Raw genomic sequence first — 16261 nt, 5'->3', positions numbered from 1 at the left:
AGCGCTGATCTTTTCACCAGCGCCGACGAGGTGCTCTAAGGATTTAGCGTTTACCGCGTACCAAAGGCAGGTTAGCTTCATTCCAAGCAATCAAGCCATTTTTAAGAAGATTTACCTTCTCAAAACCGGCTTTGGTCAGTAAATCTGCACTTTCACGTGCGGTTTGACCTGTTTTGCATACCACAATAATGGGGTTCGATTTATGGCTTTCAAGGCCAGCCAAGTTACCCGCCTTGATGTCTGACGGCAAAATGTGAATTGCGTCGGTAATGTGGCCCTGTTTGAATTCATCTTTACTACGGATGTCAACCACGATGCCGTTTTCACGGTTAATCAACAGAGTGGCTTGGGTGGCCGTGACTTCTTGATAAGCCGCGGTGGCCGATTTGTAGATGCTGGCGATTAACGCGACCAAAATACCGATCCAAGCCAGTGAAAGGATCATATTTTGCTGAAAAAACTCAATGTACTCTTGCATATCCTGTGCTCTTGCAATGGGGATTCAAATCAGACAAGGAGTATAACGAGGTTGGCAGCATGACGCGAGCGCTTACCTCGTTAAAACTGGGTTTGAACAGGGTGAATATGTTGCAAACTGAGAATCCGATCAGGCTCGAGGAAACGGAAAGGCAGTGACCTTATCAATATGATCCTCGCCAAGCGCCAACATGATCAAACGATCAATACCCAAAGCCACCCCAGCACATTCTGGCAAACCGGCCTCCAGCGCCGCAATCAGATGGTAATCAATCGGTTGCTCTGTCAGTCCCATCTCTAAACGCTTGGCATTATCCGCTTTAAAACGGGCTAACTGCTCGGCAGGGTTATCCAATTCATGGAAGCCGTTCGCGAGCTCAATCCCTTGAAAATAGACCTCAAAGCGATCGGCCACGCGCGGATCCGCCGGATTAATTTTGGCCAGCGCCGCTTGTGAAGCCGGAAAATCATACACAAATGCTGGTGTGATTTGGCCAATTTTAGGCTCAATGCCAATGCTAAACAGCAGTTGTAATAAGGTGTCACGATCCTCTTCAGGCTCTGCGATATCACTTAAACCCAGCGTAGCAGCCACTTGCTTTAACTCACGCATTTCCCCTTCGAGTGGGCAAACGCCAAGCACATTCAAAAACGCGTCTTGGTAAGTCATTCGCTCGGCACTGCCGCAACGCAGCACCAATTGCAATAAGGCGTCCATTTCATCCATCAAGGCATGGTGATCAAAACCAATCCGATACCATTCCAACATGGTGAATTCTGGATTGTGGTAACGGCCATTTTCTTCGTTACGAAAAGCTTTACCCAGCTGGTAAATACAACCACTGCCCGCGGCCAACAAACGCTTCATATGAAATTCAGGGCTGGTCATCAAATGCAGCGCGCTGCCTTTGGCATAACCCGGCCCGACAAATTCCGTTTTAAACGTGTGTAGATGGATGTCCGTCACCGTGGCGTGGCTCATGGCTGGCGTTTCGACTTCCAGCACATTGCGCTCAGCAAAAAATTTACGAATCTGACGCAACAAGGTCGAGCGTTGTTTTAATTGGCTTATTGATGCGGTCGGCATCCAATCAGAATTAGTCATGGGTGGCTCATCACAAGAAACAGAGATAACGAATTGTACTCTTTCAGAACAAAAAGCCAAACTCAATTGTGACACCAGTCACATATAGGGCAAATAGTATGCTTAAGTTTGCAATACCGAAGCAAAAGCCCAACAGAATCAATTTTTCATTCTTCAAGCTCTCCTACACTACCCCTACCACTTAATGGGTGGTCAGGTGTTGAGTCAGTGAGTTCCATCTCTGTAACTTCCAAATCAATACTTTGAAAACTCTAGGTACTGAAACGAACTCAGTCCATAAAATAAAATAATCACACTGGAGGATAACTGTGCAAATTCTCACCACAGATATCGCAGTCATCGGCGCTGGTGGCGCTGGTCTTCGTACTGCTATTGCAGCGGCAGAAGCAAACCCTCATTTAGAAGTTGCTCTGATTTCTAAAGTTTATCCAATGCGTTCTCACACAGTCGCAGCCGAGGGTGGCTCCGCAGCAGTTATCAAGGATGAAGATAGTCTAGATAACCACTTCAACGATACCGTTGGCGGTGGTGACTGGCTATGTGAACAGGATGTTGTTGAATACTTTGTTGCCAATGCAACCCGCGAAATGATCCAGATGGAGCAATGGGGTTGTCCTTGGAGCCGTAAAGAGAATGGTGAAGTCAACGTACGTCGCTTCGGCGGCATGAAAGTTGAGCGCACATGGTTTGCTGCTGATAAAACCGGCTTCCACATGCTGCACACCCTGTTCCAAACTTCAATGAAGTACCCACAAATCAAGCGATTGGATGAGTACTTTGTGGTGGATTTGCTGGTTGATGAAGGTGAAATCCAAGGTTTGATCGCCATTCATATGTCGGAAGGCGAGCTGGTCACCATTAAAGCTAAGTCGGTTGTTCTAGCCACTGGCGGTGCGGGTCGCGTTTACCACTGCAATACCAATGGCGGCATCGTGACCGGTGATGGTATGGCAATGGCTTTCCGTCACGGTATTCCTCTACGTGATATGGAATTCGTTCAATACCACCCAACAGGCCTACCAGGCACGGGTATTCTGATGACCGAAGGTTGTCGTGGTGAAGGCGGTATTATCGTCAACAAACATGGCTACCGTTACCTGCAAGACTACGGTATGGGCCCTGAAACTCCAGTGGGTCAACCAAAGAACAAATACATGGAACTGGGTCCGCGTGACAAAGTTTCTCAAGCCTTCTGGCATGAGCAGCAAAAAGGCAACACCATCAAACACCCACTGGGTGATGTGGTACTGCTTGACCTGCGCCACTTAGGTGAAGAATACCTGCAAGAGCGTCTGCCATTCATCTGTGAACTGGCCAAAGCGTATGTGAACGTTGACCCAGCAAAAGAGCCGATTCCAATTCGTCCAACCGTGCACTACACCATGGGTGGTATCGAAACCAATGGCGAATGTGAAACCCGCATTAAAGGCCTGTTCGCAGTAGGTGAATGTGCGTCTGTTGGTCTGCATGGCGCGAACCGTTTAGGTTCTAACTCGCTAGCGGAATTTGTGGTGTTTGGCCGCGTTGCTGGTGAAAAAGCGGTTGAGCGCGCTGCAGAGTTTAAAGGCTGGAATGAAAAAGCCATCGCCGCACAAGTCAAAGCAGTTGAAGATCGCATCGCAGCACTGATGCAGCAAGAAGGTGATGAAAACTGGGCAACCCTCCGTACAGAAATGGGTCACACCATGGAAGCGGGTTGTGGTATCTACCGTCAGGAAGATCTGATGCAAGAAACCATCGACAAACTGGCCGAGTTGAAAGAGCGTTACAAGCGCATCAGCATCAAAGACAAAGGCAAAGTGTTCAACACGGATCTGCTGTACGCGATTGAAGTGGGTTACGGTCTGGATGTGGCAGAAGCCATGGTTCACTCCGCGATCCTACGTAAAGAATCGCGCGGCGCACACCAACGTCTTGATGAAGGTTGCACCGAGCGTGATGACGTGCAATTCCTCAAACACTCTTTGGCATTCTATCAAGAAGGTCAAACACCGAAGATCGATTACAGCCCAGTGAAAATCACCAAGTCGCAGCCAAAAGCGCGTCTGTACGGTGAAGCAGCCGAAAAAGCTGCCGCAGCTGAAGCGGCCGGAAAAAGCGTAGAGGAGCAAAAATAATGTCAGCACAACGTATTCAAAAAGTGGACATTCTGCGCTACGATCCAGCCAACGATGCAGAGCCACACATGCAACGCTTCGAAGTTCCGTTTGATGAAACTATGTCGATACTGGATGCGATTGGCTATGTGAAAGATCACTTAGATAAAGATCTTTCTTACCGCTGGTCATGCCGTATGGCGATCTGTGGATCGTGCGGCATCATGGTCAATGGTGTGCCAAAACTGGCATGTAAGAGCTTCTTACGTGATTACCCAGAAGGCGTAAAAATTGAGCCACTGGCTAACTTCCCCATCGAGAAAGACCTGATCGTGGATATGACGCCGTTCATCGAGCGCCTAGAAGCGATCAAACCATACATCATAGGTAACGATCGTAAGCCTGAAGACGGCACTAACCTGCAGACCCCAGAGCAAATGGCACGCTACAAGCAGTTTGCTGGTTGTATCAACTGTGGTTTGTGTTATGCAGCTTGTCCACAGTTTGGTCTAAACCCTGAGTTCTTAGGCCCTGCGGCACTCACTCTGGCACACCGCTACAACCTCGATAGCCGTGACAACGGTAAAGCCGAGCGTATGAAGCTTATTAACGGTGATAATGGCGCTTGGGGTTGTACCTTCGTGGGTTACTGCTCTGAAGTGTGTCCAAAACACGTTGACCCAGCAGCAGCGGTAAACCAAGGCAAAGTCGAGTCCTCATTAGACTTCGTAATCGCGATGCTGAACCCTGATGGTTCACCAAAGAAAGTGGAGGCATAAGGATGAGTAACCGCAAACCTTACGTTCGTGAAATGACCCGCACTTGGTGGAAAGATCATCCTTTTTACCGCTTCTACATGGTGCGTGAAGCGACCGTCCTACCTTTGATCCTATTTACCTTATTCCTCACTCTGGGTTTAGGTTCATTAGTCAAAGGCCCTGAAGCTTGGCAAACTTGGTTGGATTTTATGGCCAACCCAATTGTTATTGCGATCAACCTAGTCGCGCTGGCGGGTAGCTTGTTCCATGCGCAAACCTTCTTCAGCATGATGCCACAAGTCGTACCGATTCGTTTAGGCGGTAAACTGGTTGATAAAAAGATCATCGTGCTAGCACAGTGGGCGGCCGTGGCCTTTATCTCACTGATCGTTCTCATTGTGGTGTAAGGAGCTTATTGTGATTAATACCAACCCAAGACGTTCAGACGAACCTGTATGGTGGAGCCTGTTTGGTGCCGGTGGCACTTGGTTTGCCATGATCACCCCGATTACCGTTCTGGTACTGGGCATTCTTGCGCCACTGGGCGTGATTGATGCCGAAGCACTGAGCTATGAGCGCGTGTCTAGCTTTGCAACCAGCATCATTGGTGCGCTGTTCATCATTGGTACTCTAGCTCTACCAATGTGGCATGCCATGCACCGTGTTCACCACGGGATGCATGATTTGAAATTCCACACCGGTGTGGCAGGGAAAATTGCTTGCTACGGCTTTGCAACCATTATCTCAGTATTGGCGGTCGTGTTTATCTTCATGATCTAATATGAAGTATCAAAAAAGCTGGCTAACAACAGGCCAGCTTTTTTATTGCAAAGCTAAAACCACACGCATAAAAAAACCAACCGCAAGGTTGGTTTTTTCTTATGACCGAAGTGATTACTTCACGCGGCCAACGTATTCTGCAGAGCGCGTGTCCACTTTGATCACTTCGCCAATCTGTACGAATAAAGGTACACGAACTACCGCACCGGTAGACAGAGTCGCTGGTTTGCCGCCAGTACCTTGTGTATCACCTTTTACGCCTGGATCCGTTTCAGTCACTTCTAGCTCAACGAAGTTTGGTGGAGTGACCGCGATTGGGTTACCATTCCACAGCGTCAGCATACAAGTGTTGTTTTCTACCAACCATTTAGCATTCTCGCCAACCGCTTTTGCATCTGCAGCAAGCTGTTCGAACGTTGTATTGTTCATGAAATGGTAGAATTCGCCATCGTTATACAGGTAATCCAGATCGATATCGACAACATCAGCCACTTCTGCTGTGTCACCCGATTTGAAGGTTTTTTCCAAAACTTTACCAGTAAGCAGCTTACGGATTCTCACGCGGTTGAATGCTTGACCTTTACCTGGTTTTACATACTCGTTTTCGAGAATGACACAAGGCTCGTTATCAAGCATAATTTTGAGACCGCCTTTAAATTCATTCGTGCTAACAGTAGCCATTTTTTCCTCTTACTATCTTCGAGTTAAAATCAATGCCGCACATCATAACCCGAAAAGTCATTTCTGTTGAGCAAAACTGGTTGCAACAGCTGGCAAACGCGATCTCCGATCCTCTGCAATTATTGCAGCAACTTGAGATCGATCCTTCGCCATGGCAAGACGGATTTGAAGCGCGCAAACTGTTTGCGCAGCGGGTGCCGCAAAGTTTTGTCGATCGCATGCAAAAAGGCAATCCTGCCGATCCACTTTTACGGCAAGTTTTACCGCTGAGTGCCGAGTTTGAGATTCATCCCGGCTACTCACATGACCCACTGGATGAACAAAACAACACCGTGCCCGGCTTGCTGCACAAGTATAAAAATCGCTGCTTGTTAATAGTCAAAGGCGGTTGCGCCATCAACTGCCGTTATTGCTTTCGCCGTCATTTTCCCTATGAAGATAACAAAGGCGGCAAAAGCGCTTGGCAACAAAGCCTCGATTACATTGCGCAAAATCCACCGCTCAACGAAGTGATTTTCTCCGGCGGCGATCCTTTAATGGCCAAGGATCATGAGCTTGCATGGCTGATGGAGCGTATCGCAGCAATTCCGCACATCAAACGGTTACGCATTCACTCGCGATTACCCGTGGTGATCCCCGCGCGCATCACCGATGAATTGGTTGAACTGTTCACGCAAACCCGCTTGCAAGTATTGCTGGTGACACACATCAACCACGCCAATGAGATCAATCTTGAGCTTAAACAGCAGATGGCCCGTTTACGAGCTGTCAATGTCACCTTACTCAATCAAGGTGTGTTGCTCAAAGGGGTCAATGACACGGTTGACGCACAAGTGGCGCTCAGCGAAACCTTGTTTGATGCTGGCATTCTGCCCTATTACTTGCATGTGTTGGATAAGGTGCAAGGCGCGGCGCATTTTTACGTCAGTGATGATAAAGCAAGGCAGATTATGGCAGGCTTGATTGAGCAAGTGTCAGGCTATCTGGTACCGAAATTAACTCGAGAAATCGGTGGCAGACCCAGCAAGACACCGCTTGATCTGCATCTTGAATAAAGAAAAAAGCGTTGCCGAGGCAACGCTTTTGGCATCATTACTTCGCAAAGTTAATGATTGGGAAACACTTAAAGAAACCGTTGTCCGCACAGTTGAGCAAACCAATCTGTACGCCTTCAATTTTTGCAGTTTTGTTGAATAGGCCAAACTGCACTGTCGAAGTGTTCGAGAAGTTGGCCGCACCTAGGTCAACGAGAGTGTTACCTTCTGAGTAGTTCACAAAGCTCAAGTTCGCGCCTTTCACATCATGAGTCAGGTTAACAAAACCCAAGTTCGCACCGTAAGTATTACCCGTATTCCAGTTCAAAAGACCCAGAGATGCACCCGTCATCTCTTGGTTCACTTTGCTTGCACCGAACAATAAGCCAAAGTTCACACCTGTGGTTTTGTCGGTTTCAGACAGGCCAAGAATCGAGAAATCGACTCCTTTGACTTCATTGACTTTACCGTGCAGTGCCGATAAACGTACACCGGCGACTTGGTTCGCATCTGGCGTGTTGAAGTTGTCGATAGAAGAGAACATGACTGGTGTTGCAGCCAATGCAGCAGGAGCAGCCATTGCAGCAGTAAGTGCCATCAAAGCAAACGGCTTGTTCATAAAAATAACCTCCAATCAGGATGGATAAGGGGGGGGAATTAGGCAACATTATCCATACCTTGCATAAGGTAATGTGAATACTGTGTCATTTTTCCGCACGATTTATGGTCATTTTCTTAGCCATGCTTTAGCATAACGACGGCATAAAAAAACCGGAGCTTGGGCTCCGGCTTTTCCTGCTAAGGGAGATGATTACATCATGCCGCCCATGCCACCCATGCCCATGTCTGGCATTGCTGGTGCATCTTTCTTCGGCAGTTCAGTGATCATCGCTTCAGTGGTGATCATCAGACCTGCAACAGACGCTGCGAATTGCAGAGCAGAACGAGTTACTTTGGTTGGATCCAGAATACCCATTTCGATCATGTCACCGTACACGCCCGTTGCCGCGTTGTAACCGTAGTTACCTTCGCCTGCACGCACATTGTTGGCAACCACTGATTCTTCGTCACCCGCGTTTTTCACGATTTGACGCAGTGGCGCTTCCATCGCACGTAGTGCGACACGGATACCCACGTTTTGCTCTTCGTTGTCACCCACCAGAGAAGAGAGTTTAGAAGCTGCACGGATCAGGGCTACACCACCACCCGCAACAACGCCTTCTTCTACCGCTGCGCGAGTCGCGTGCAGCGCGTCTTCTACGCGATCTTTCTTCTCTTTCATTTCCACTTCGGTTGCTGCGCCCACTTTGATTACTGCAACACCGCCAGCCAGTTTTGCTACGCGCTCTTGCAGTTTCTCTTTGTCGTAGTCAGAAGTGGCTTCTTCGATTTGTTGACGGATCTGCGCAACACGACCTTGGATCGCGGCTTGATCGCCAGCACCATCGATGATGGTTGAGTTTTCTTTGGTGATAGAAACGCGTTTCGCTTGGCCTAGGTCTTCCAGAGTCGCTTTTTCCAGCTCCAGACCGATCTCTTCAGAGATCACAACACCACCAGTCAGGATCGCGATATCTTGCAGCATCGCTTTACGACGATCGCCAAAGCCAGGAGCTTTAACCGCTGCCACTTTCACGATGCCGCGCATGTTGTTGACAACCAGAGTCGCCAGCGCTTCGCCTTCCACATCTTCAGCCACGATCAGCAGTGGACGAGAGGCTTTCGCTACGCCTTCCAGTACTGGCAGCAGTTCGCGGATGTTAGAGATTTTCTTATCCACCAGCAGGATGAATGGGTTATCCAGTTCTACACTGCCTGATTCTTGGTTGTTGATGAAGTACGGTGACAGGTAGCCACGGTCAAACTGCATACCTTCAACCACATCCAGCTCGTCTTGCAGCGCTTGGCCTTCTTCAACGGTGATCACGCCATCGCGACCCACTTTTTCCATCGCTTCAGCAATGATGTTGCCCACGCTAGAGTCTGAGTTAGCAGAGATGGTACCTACTTGGGCAATCGCTTTAGTATCTGCACAGGTCACTGAAAGTGCTTTCAACTCTTCTACTGCTGCGATAACCGCTTTATCAATACCGCGCTTCAGATCCATTGGGTTCATACCCGCCGCGACCGCTTTTAGTCCTTCGTTCACAATCGCTTGAGCCAGTACGGTGGCTGTGGTGGTACCGTCACCCGCCGCGTCGTTGGCTTGAGAAGCGACTTCTTTGACCATTTGTGCGCCCATGTTCTGGAATTTGTCTTCCAGTTCAATTTCACGCGCAACTGATACACCATCTTTAGTAATGGTTGGTGCACCGAAAGATTTGTCGAGAACTACGTTACGGCCTTTAGGACCTAAGGTCACTTTAACCGCATCGGCCAGAATGTTTACGCCTTCTAGCATTTTTACACGAGCGTCATTACCAAAACGTACGTCTTTAGCAGCCATTTTTCATTTCCTTTCTAAATTCAGTTATTGATTTCGTTGGGATTCAGAATCAATTATTCAACGATTGCCAAAATGTCATGTTCAGCCAAGATCAGCACTTCTTTGCCATCGATCTTTTCTGTTTTTGTGCCGTAGCTTTCTGCGAAGATCACGGTGTCGCCTACTTTCACGTCCAAAGGTTGAACTGAACCGTTCTCTAGAATGCGGCCTTTACCAACAGCCAACACTTTACCGCGCGTTGATTTTTCCGCCGCAGAACCAGTTAGAACAATTCCACCAGCAGATTTTGATTCAACTTCTTGGCGTTCAACGATCACTCGGTCATGTAATGGACGAATATTCATCGGTCGTCTCTCCTGATTTAATTTTCCGTATGGTTGATAAAACGCTGATCATCAGCATGTGTCACATATGTGGGGGAACTTGCAGCATATCCCAAGGGGGCAAGCGTAAAAAAACGTGATTAATTTAACATTTTCAAACAGCAAATCGATCTGAGCAGGGTAGCGCTTTCGATCCTGCCGGTGATCGACGGCAGCCAGCTAGCGACTCCTTAGGCATAGTAAATAGTTTGCTTTATTAAATTCGCATTCCATAATAACGGCAGCATAAAGAGGCACCGATCCAGCAACACCCAAAATGAATGGTGACAAACGCAATGACTCCGCTTAGAAACCACACCTTGTTAGGAAAATAAGAGACGATGAAAACGGTTGACCGCATTCTTCACACGATCAAACGTGAAGGCACAGTAACCGCCAAACAGTTGGCTGAAGACCTAGGTATCACGACCATGGGCGCTCGTCAGCATTTACAAAGTCTGGAAGAAGAAGGTGTGCTGGCCTTTCATGATGTGAAAGTCAAGGTCGGGCGTCCGACTCGCCATTGGTCTTTAACCGCGAAAGGACACAATCAGTTTGCCGATCGTCATGGCGAGCTGACCATTCAAGTGATTGATGCAGTCGAACATATTTTTGGCAAAGAAGGACTCGCCAAGGTGGCGGCGGAACGGGAAGCACAAACCTTTGCTGCCTATCACAACGCCTTAGTGGGGTGCCACTCTCTGCAAGAAAAACTCGAAGCTTTGGTTACCCTGCGTGAACAAGAAGGCTATATGGCCGAGTTAGAACCGACGGCCGACGGCTTTATTTTGATTGAAAACCACTGCCCGATTTGCAAAGCAGCCACCCGCTGTCCTAGCCTGTGCCAATCTGAGTTGAATGTTTTTCGCCGTTTATTGGGCGAAGAATGCCATATCGAACGCCGCGAACACATTGTCGCCGGAGAGCGTCGCTGCACCTACTTTATTGCCGCGCGATAATCTCTCTCATGCTGTTTTTAGCCCTTTTCGTCTTATTTATAAGAAGGGCGATATTCGTTCCGCCGAACTGCGCAAAAATCGCTTAAGCTAGTATTGTTGATAAAAGCATCAGTTTAGCCAAAGGCGGAGGATTGCCACATGACGCCCCCACACTCACCCGAACCTTGTAATCAGGTGCTACCACCCTTTGATGAGTTGGTCGCCCTCGCAAAGCACCATCCTGATGCTTTTGATCAGTTTAAGAAGGAGATGTGCGAAGAGATGATCCTCTCTGCCTCGCACGCCATGCAGCAAAGGCTTTGGGCACAGCAGAGCCATATTGATCGCGTGGTGGGTCAATGCAAAAACCCCGTACACGCCAACGTAACCTTAATGCGCGAACTGAGCCAACAAATGGTGCGTTTTCGCAATGCATTGGAGGGCGATTTGCAGCAAGATACCGTCGCGGATGTGGTGCCGTTTCGCCCGAGAATGGTTCAAGACGACGGCTGGCGATAACGCTCTCAGCCGAGATGGCAAAAGTGGCAAGAATAAAGAGAGGAGAGAAACCTCCTCTCTTACGCCTTTGATACCGCTTATTGCTGGCCTAGCTTTTTTTCATCCACTTCGGCTCGGGGCCAAAACGGTTACTGCCATCCGTGCCAGAAAGAAATCCGCACTCCACCAAAATCCATGCACCACACAGTAAGGCCACAAACGAGATAAGTGTTTCCAGCATGCCGGGTTGGGTATTCACGGCCAATTCTCCCGCCGGAATCGTCATGCGGCCAATCACAAGCGGCACATTGAGTAGCAACCACCAGCTGGATTTGTCACGATCATGCCAACGCTTAGCGGTAATCGCCAAATCTGGCACTAAGACTACCAGCAGAAAAACCGGCAAGATCAGGTGCGCAACATCGGGAAATAGCAGATTCGATCCCATTGCAAAACCGGCAATCATGGCGTAGTAGCAAATATTCCACAGCCAGAAAGCTTGGCGACCAATACGCCCCTGAAAAGAAAACAACAGTGTTTGTAACGACATGACTTTTACCTAAACAAGGTCATCGATTGATGACTTTTTGAAAGCAGTCTGTATCCATATCTCGAATATTAATGGTCAAACTGCGCACATGGCTGGCTTTCGCCGCCAGAATCTCCATCAGCTTACGCGATAACTCTCGCTTTTGCTCAGGACTGCGTCCTGCCAGCAACTCAAAACTGAGGTGAATAAAATCAACGCTGTCCCCTTCATCCCCAATCAACCAATGGTGGCAGCGCAGCGCGCGAGATTTTACCGAACTTATTTCAAACAGTCCTGAATCAATCGCGGCTCGATGCAAATCTTCCAGCAATCCTTGCACATTGATGCGTTCATCGACTGAGTTTGAGTATTCCATGACTAAGTTTGGCATTCGGTTTTCCTTGCTAACGGTGGATAAAAATCGTTCTGTCCTAGAGAGAGGGATAGTAATAACAAGTTCAACCTAAAAAACCGAGCCACTACCGAATAATCTGTCACTCAGATCACTCGATTGCTGATTTGTCGCGTCGATGAGATCCCATAAAGACATGATACGAGTCATGATCTGACGAATTTATTCTGCTATAGTCCTGCGAGCTTATTTTTTACATTGATTAGATATGGAGATATTCCTATGCGTCGTCCTGTTGTGATGGGTAACTGGAAACTGAATGGCAGCAAAGCTATGGTCACTGACCTGCTAAACGGCTTGAATGCAGAACTTGAAGGTGTTGCAGGTGTTGATGTTGTCGTTGCGCCACCAGCAATGTATTTGGATCTGGCTGAGCGCTTGATCAAAGAAGGCGGCAACAAGCTGATCCTGGGTGCACAAAACACCGATACTCACAACAGTGGTGCGTACACAGGTGATATGTCTCCTGCGATGCTGAAAGATTTCGGTGCTTCGCACATCATCATCGGTCACTCTGAGCGTCGTGATTACCACAAAGAATCAGATGAGTTCGTCGCTAAGAAATTTGCGTTTCTGAAAGAAAACGGCCTAACGCCAGTCTTCTGTATCGGTGAAACTGAAGCGCAAAACGAAGCGGGCGAAACAGAAGCGGTATGTGCTCGCCAAATCAACGCAGTGATCGATGCTTACGGCGTTGAAGCACTGAACGGCGCGATCATCGCTTACGAACCAATCTGGGCAATCGGTACTGGTAAAGCCGCGACAGCAGATGATGCACAGCGTATCCACGCGTCAATCCGTGCACTGATCGCTGCGAAAGATGCTGCTGTTGCAGAGCAAGTGATCATCCAGTACGGCGGTTCTGTAAAACCAGAAAACGCAGCCTCTTACTTTGCACAACCAGACATCGACGGTGCGCTGGTTGGCGGTGCATCACTGGATGCGAAAGGCTTTGCCGCGATCGCCAAAGCCGCAGCAGAAGCGAAAAAAGCGTAATTTGCGATTCTCGCCACTGATCGTTCAAGGCCAGCATAATGCTGGCCTTGTTGTTTTTAGCCCCTCGCAATTTACTCCCTAGGCTCCCTTCCCTAGTCCCTGTTTTTAAGTTCAGGTATGCTAGGCACCTTGTTTTCCTTCGTTGCCCAGCTTATGCACGATAAACACGGCCTGCTTTCTGCCCCCATCCCCCTCGTTTTACGGCAAATGACCGTACCGATGATTTTCGGCTTGGTGGCCATTTTGATGTTCAACCTCGTCGATACTTTCTTTATTTCCTTATTAGGCACACAGGCGCTGGCGGCAATCAGTTATACCTTTCCGGTCACCTTTGCGGTCAACTGTATTACCATGGGCATTGGGATTGGATTATCCACTTGCATAGGGCGCTTGCTCGGACAAGGCGATGGGCGACAAGCGGCGCGCGTTTCTAGTCATGGGTTACTGCTCGCCTTATTGCTAGTGGCCGCGGCTTCAACACTCGGTTTATTGACCATAGAACCGCTGTTTTTGCTGCTTGGTGCCAGCCATGAGCTGATCCCGCTTATCAAAGAGTACATGGTGGTGTGGTATCTCACGATTCCCCTGCTCGTGCTACCTATGGCCGGCAATAGCGCGATTCGCGCCACTGGCGACACTAAAACACCCGCCAAAATTATGATGCTGGCTGGGTTTATCAACGGCGCGCTCGACCCACTGCTGATTTTTGGCTACGGCCCATTTCCTGAACTCGGCATCCAAGGTGCGGCAATTGCCAGCGCTTTCTCTTGGTTGGGAGCATTAATCGGCTCACTCTATTTGCTGATCAAGCGTGAAAAACTGCTCGCCATACCATCGCTGCCTCATCTGCGCGATGACTGGCAACAGATTTTAAAAATCGGCACTCCGGCTGCGCTTTCTACCGCAATGAACCCAATTTCTGGCGCACTGCTGATGATCATGCTCTCAAGCCACGGCACTGCAGCGGTGGCCGCGTATGGTGCAGCACAGCGCATTGAGTCGATTCTGATTTTGGTACTGATGTCGCTCACGTCTGCCCTCACCCCCTTTATGGCGCAAAATCTGGGGGCGCAAAATCCTGCACGCAGCTTTGCCGGACTCTTTCTGAGTCTACGCTTTTCTCTGCTGTTTCAACTGATGGTGTTTATCATGATGGTACCGCTGAGTATTCCACTGGCGGCGCTGTTTTCTCAAGAGCAAGCCGTGCGTGATCTGCTGTGGCACTATCTGTTAGTCGTACCGGTCAGCTACGGCTTCCAAGGTGTGGTCATGATGTTGGTTTCCGCCCTCAACGCCTTACATCAACCACTCAAGGCTTTTCAATGGAGCTTTATGCGCCTGTTTGTGTTCACCCTACCCGCAGCTTGGATTGGCGGCAGACTGTACAACATTGAAGGGTTATTTATCGGTATTGCAGTGGGGAACATACTGGGCGGATTATTGGGTTATCTCTATGCGCTCAGATTGCGGCGTCAAACCCTTACACCTGATTTGGATTAAGCTCGTTACAAGCCAATAGAGAATGCATGAAAAAAGCCGATGTCAACGACATCGGCTTTTTCAAAACTTAGAGTGCGTGAATTCGCTTACAGCAACTCATCTTCCTCTTCTTCGCCCAGATCCGCACTCAGCGGCTCTTGCGAGATGATGATGCCAGTATTGTCAGCATACAGATAATCTTCTGGTAGGAAGGTGACGCCGCCAAAGTTGACTGGAATGTCCACTTCACCGATGCCTTGCGAGGTTGCGCCGACAGGAATAGAAGCAATCGCCTGAATACCGATGCTCATCTCTTCCAATTCATCCACTTCACGGACACTGCCATACACCACAATGCCTTCCCACTCATTTTCTTCCGCTAGAGCCGCCAATTCTGCATCAATTAATGCACGGCGCAGCGAGCCGCCACCGTCAATCAGCAAAATACGGCCAAGACCATCTTGCTCAAGGGTTTCACGGATCAAGCCATTATCTTCATAGCACTTAATCGTGGTGATTTGACCGGCAAACGAAGCACAGCCACCAAAGTTGCTGAACATAGGCTCCACGACATCGACTTGGTCGAGATAGATATCACACAGCGCAGAAGTATTGTATTCCATAGCTTTGTTCTCTTAGCGAAAGTCTTCCAACGAGTATATAGAGTGATTGAGTCATTGCAATGACAGAGTGTAAATTAACTTGTCAGAGTTTGGGCAATGATCACTCCAACAAACAAAAGGTTGGTGATCACCGACGTTTTCACCACCACGGGCATCATGGGGGCAATTTGCGCGGGTTGCTCGGTAAACCACACGGCTCGCCCGTGACGAGTCACCACCGACAAACAGAGTAAAAAGGGCAAGCTGATCCACAGTGGTTTGTCTTGTAAAACGAGGTAACCTGCAAACGCGGCAACAGCACCAAACAACAAAGCAAAGTGATACTGCTTCGCGCGCACTTGGCCCAAGCGCACCGCCACGGTGCGTTTGCCACACTGCGCATCATTTTCAATATCGCGCATGTTGTTGACATTCAGTACCGCCACCGCCAGTAAACCGCAGCCTAAAGACGGTAATAACAAGCTCCATTCGATATAGCCAGTGTGTAAGAAAAAGCTGCCGGAGACGCCAAGCAAACCAAAAAACAGGAATACCGATAGATCGCCAAGCCCGACATAGCCGTAAGGTTTATTCCCGACGGTATAAGCAATCGCCGCTAAAATCGCCAATACGCCTAAGCCAATAAATATCAGGATATTTTGCAGGTTATCAAAGGCATACAGTACCAATGCTAAGCCAGACACCATGGTCAGAATAACATTGATCGCCATGGCGCGTTTCATATCACTTAAGCTCACCGCCCCCGATTGAATGGCACGCATCGGTCCTAAACGAGCATGGTTGTCGGTGCCTTTCACCGCATCGCCATAATCATTGGCCAGATTAGACAGAATTTGCAGCAAAGTCGCGGTCAGCAGAGCTAACACCGCGATCAGCCAGTGAACATTTCCCGCGGAGAAGGCTAATGCACTCCCGGTTAAAATGGAGATCAGCGCCAGAGGCAAGGTTTTCGGACGCGCGGCGTCCAACCAAATTTGCACAGAGTTATTCATGATAATGAGAGTACGATCAACATGGCGTCAGTATACGCGCAAATCACTCAGATAA

19 protein-coding genes are annotated in these 16261 nt (G+C 48.8%); 9 read left to right on the top strand and 10 right to left on the bottom strand.

Annotation, left to right across the window (positions count from 1 at the left end; translation table 11 throughout):
• Positions 1-43: 43 nt before the first annotated feature.
• Positions 44-478 carry a rhodanese-like domain-containing protein gene (locus R4537_RS06710; RefSeq protein ID WP_001158897.1) on the bottom strand — a complete coding sequence of 145 codons (435 nt, stop codon included), beginning with the start codon at positions 476-478 and terminating at the stop codon, positions 44-46.
• A 129-nt stretch (positions 479-607) separates the two neighbouring features.
• On the bottom strand, positions 608-1582 hold the full coding sequence (gene epmA, locus R4537_RS06705) for an elongation factor P--(R)-beta-lysine ligase (protein ID WP_071179312.1): 975 nt from the start codon (positions 1580-1582) through the stop codon (positions 608-610).
• 308 nt (positions 1583-1890) lie between these two features.
• Between epmA and frdA the strand changes: the two genes are divergently transcribed.
• The 4 genes from frdA to frdD are packed head-to-tail and all read left to right on the top strand — an operon-like array spanning position 1891 to position 5216.
• The gene (frdA, locus tag R4537_RS06700; protein WP_071179313.1) at positions 1891-3699 is read left to right on the top strand and encodes a fumarate reductase (quinol) flavoprotein subunit; all 1809 of its coding nucleotides are present in this window, start codon (positions 1891-1893) and stop codon (positions 3697-3699) included.
• Positions 3699-4457: a succinate dehydrogenase/fumarate reductase iron-sulfur subunit gene (locus tag R4537_RS06695; RefSeq protein WP_071179314.1), complete on the top strand. Its 759-nt coding sequence runs from the start codon at positions 3699-3701 to the stop codon at positions 4455-4457. The genes frdA and R4537_RS06695 overlap by 1 nt, the downstream gene beginning before the upstream one ends.
• A 2-nt stretch (positions 4458-4459) precedes the next feature.
• Positions 4460-4843 carry a fumarate reductase subunit FrdC gene (gene frdC / locus R4537_RS06690; RefSeq protein ID WP_071179315.1) on the top strand — a complete coding sequence of 128 codons (384 nt, stop codon included), beginning with the start codon at positions 4460-4462 and terminating at the stop codon, positions 4841-4843.
• 10 nt (positions 4844-4853) lie between these two features.
• Complete coding sequence (frdD, locus tag R4537_RS06685) at positions 4854-5216, top strand: fumarate reductase subunit FrdD (RefSeq protein WP_000611154.1); 363 nt, start codon at positions 4854-4856, stop codon at positions 5214-5216.
• Positions 5217-5330: 114 nt separating this feature from the next.
• On the opposite strand, the gene efp is transcribed toward frdD, so the two are convergent.
• Positions 5331-5897, bottom strand: coding sequence for an elongation factor P (gene efp / locus R4537_RS06680; protein WP_071179316.1), 567 nt, complete (start codon positions 5895-5897; stop codon positions 5331-5333).
• 32 nt (positions 5898-5929) lie between these two features.
• Here efp and epmB point away from each other — a divergent pair, with 32 nt between their 5' ends.
• Positions 5930-6952, top strand: a complete 1023-nt coding sequence (gene epmB, locus R4537_RS06675; RefSeq protein WP_071179317.1) for an EF-P beta-lysylation protein EpmB — start codon at positions 5930-5932, stop codon at positions 6950-6952.
• A gap of 37 nt (positions 6953-6989) precedes the next feature.
• On the opposite strand, the gene R4537_RS06670 is transcribed toward epmB, so the two are convergent.
• The 3 genes from R4537_RS06670 to R4537_RS06660 form a co-directional block, all read right to left on the bottom strand.
• Positions 6990-7550, bottom strand: coding sequence for a VC2662 family protein (locus tag R4537_RS06670; RefSeq protein WP_071179318.1), 561 nt, complete (start codon positions 7548-7550; stop codon positions 6990-6992).
• Between the two features lie 192 nt (positions 7551-7742).
• Positions 7743-9377, bottom strand: a complete 1635-nt coding sequence (groL, locus tag R4537_RS06665; RefSeq protein WP_000729140.1) for a chaperonin GroEL — start codon at positions 9375-9377, stop codon at positions 7743-7745.
• 53 nt (positions 9378-9430) lie between these two features.
• Positions 9431-9721, bottom strand: coding sequence for a co-chaperone GroES (locus R4537_RS06660; protein ID WP_001026274.1), 291 nt, complete (start codon positions 9719-9721; stop codon positions 9431-9433).
• Positions 9722-10080: 359 nt separating this feature from the next.
• Between R4537_RS06660 and R4537_RS06655 the strand changes: the two genes are divergently transcribed.
• Positions 10081-10698, top strand: coding sequence for a helix-turn-helix transcriptional regulator (locus R4537_RS06655; protein WP_000859359.1), 618 nt, complete (start codon positions 10081-10083; stop codon positions 10696-10698).
• Between the two features lie 138 nt (positions 10699-10836).
• Positions 10837-11196, top strand: a complete 360-nt coding sequence (locus R4537_RS06650) for a DUF3135 domain-containing protein (protein WP_000188676.1) — start codon at positions 10837-10839, stop codon at positions 11194-11196.
• A gap of 88 nt (positions 11197-11284) precedes the next feature.
• Here R4537_RS06650 and R4537_RS06645 read toward each other — a convergent pair whose 3' ends face one another.
• Both R4537_RS06645 and R4537_RS06640 read right to left on the bottom strand, forming a co-directional pair.
• A complete protein-coding gene (locus tag R4537_RS06645; RefSeq protein ID WP_057563680.1) occupies positions 11285-11725 on the bottom strand; it encodes a DUF805 domain-containing protein in 441 nt (146 codons plus the stop codon).
• A 19-nt stretch (positions 11726-11744) separates the two neighbouring features.
• Positions 11745-12095: a 5-carboxymethyl-2-hydroxymuconate Delta-isomerase gene (locus R4537_RS06640; protein WP_001133286.1), complete on the bottom strand. Its 351-nt coding sequence runs from the start codon at positions 12093-12095 to the stop codon at positions 11745-11747.
• A gap of 243 nt (positions 12096-12338) precedes the next feature.
• On the opposite strand from R4537_RS06640, the gene tpiA reads away from it, so the two are divergent.
• On the top strand, positions 12339-13112 hold the full coding sequence (gene tpiA, locus R4537_RS06635) for a triose-phosphate isomerase (RefSeq protein WP_001254171.1): 774 nt from the start codon (positions 12339-12341) through the stop codon (positions 13110-13112).
• Positions 13113-13265: 153 nt separating this feature from the next.
• Positions 13266-14612 (top strand): MATE family efflux transporter, encoded by a 1347-nt coding sequence (locus R4537_RS06630; RefSeq protein ID WP_458860743.1) that lies wholly within the window; start codon positions 13266-13268, stop codon positions 14610-14612.
• Between the two features lie 86 nt (positions 14613-14698).
• On the opposite strand, the gene rraA is transcribed toward R4537_RS06630, so the two are convergent.
• Positions 14699-15214, bottom strand: coding sequence for a ribonuclease E activity regulator RraA (rraA, locus tag R4537_RS06625; RefSeq protein ID WP_000456236.1), 516 nt, complete (start codon positions 15212-15214; stop codon positions 14699-14701).
• Between the two features lie 74 nt (positions 15215-15288).
• A complete protein-coding gene (locus R4537_RS06620; RefSeq protein ID WP_071179320.1) occupies positions 15289-16206 on the bottom strand; it encodes a 1,4-dihydroxy-2-naphthoate polyprenyltransferase in 918 nt (305 codons plus the stop codon).
• Positions 16207-16261: the final 55 nt, after the last annotated feature.

The sequence above is a fragment of the Vibrio paracholerae genome, from assembly GCF_037672085.1.
GTDB lineage: Bacteria > Pseudomonadota > Gammaproteobacteria > Enterobacterales > Vibrionaceae > Vibrio > Vibrio cholerae.
The sequence above is the reverse complement of the archived record's forward strand: the minus strand, read 5'-3'. Positions and strand labels throughout refer to the sequence as shown.

Excerpts from the sequence above, each read along its gene's own strand:
- epmA (WP_071179312.1), bottom strand. The coding sequence starts at position 1,582 with ATGACTAATTCTGATTGGATGCCGACCGCATCAATAAGCCAATTAAAA.
- R4537_RS06630 (WP_458860743.1), top strand. The coding sequence starts at position 13,266 with ATGCACGATAAACACGGCCTGCTTTCTGCCCCCATCCCCCTCGTTTTA.
- R4537_RS06655 (WP_000859359.1), top strand. The coding sequence starts at position 10,081 with ATGAAAACGGTTGACCGCATTCTTCACACGATCAAACGTGAAGGCACA.
- rraA (WP_000456236.1), bottom strand. The coding sequence starts at position 15,214 with ATGGAATACAATACTTCTGCGCTGTGTGATATCTATCTCGACCAAGTC.
- R4537_RS06660 (WP_001026274.1), bottom strand. The coding sequence starts at position 9,721 with ATGAATATTCGTCCATTACATGACCGAGTGATCGTTGAACGCCAAGAA.
- R4537_RS06645 (WP_057563680.1), bottom strand. The coding sequence starts at position 11,725 with ATGTCGTTACAAACACTGTTGTTTTCTTTTCAGGGGCGTATTGGTCGC.
- frdC (WP_071179315.1), top strand. The coding sequence starts at position 4,460 with ATGAGTAACCGCAAACCTTACGTTCGTGAAATGACCCGCACTTGGTGG.
- R4537_RS06640 (WP_001133286.1), bottom strand. The coding sequence starts at position 12,095 with ATGCCAAACTTAGTCATGGAATACTCAAACTCAGTCGATGAACGCATC.
- efp (WP_071179316.1), bottom strand. The coding sequence starts at position 5,897 with ATGGCTACTGTTAGCACGAATGAATTTAAAGGCGGTCTCAAAATTATG.
- tpiA (WP_001254171.1), top strand. The coding sequence starts at position 12,339 with ATGCGTCGTCCTGTTGTGATGGGTAACTGGAAACTGAATGGCAGCAAA.
- R4537_RS06710 (WP_001158897.1), bottom strand. The coding sequence starts at position 478 with ATGCAAGAGTACATTGAGTTTTTTCAGCAAAATATGATCCTTTCACTG.
- groL (WP_000729140.1), bottom strand. The coding sequence starts at position 9,377 with ATGGCTGCTAAAGACGTACGTTTTGGTAATGACGCTCGTGTAAAAATG.
- R4537_RS06695 (WP_071179314.1), top strand. The coding sequence starts at position 3,699 with ATGTCAGCACAACGTATTCAAAAAGTGGACATTCTGCGCTACGATCCA.
- epmB (WP_071179317.1), top strand. The coding sequence starts at position 5,930 with ATGCCGCACATCATAACCCGAAAAGTCATTTCTGTTGAGCAAAACTGG.
- R4537_RS06650 (WP_000188676.1), top strand. The coding sequence starts at position 10,837 with ATGACGCCCCCACACTCACCCGAACCTTGTAATCAGGTGCTACCACCC.
- R4537_RS06620 (WP_071179320.1), bottom strand. The coding sequence starts at position 16,206 with ATGAATAACTCTGTGCAAATTTGGTTGGACGCCGCGCGTCCGAAAACC.
- R4537_RS06670 (WP_071179318.1), bottom strand. The coding sequence starts at position 7,550 with ATGAACAAGCCGTTTGCTTTGATGGCACTTACTGCTGCAATGGCTGCT.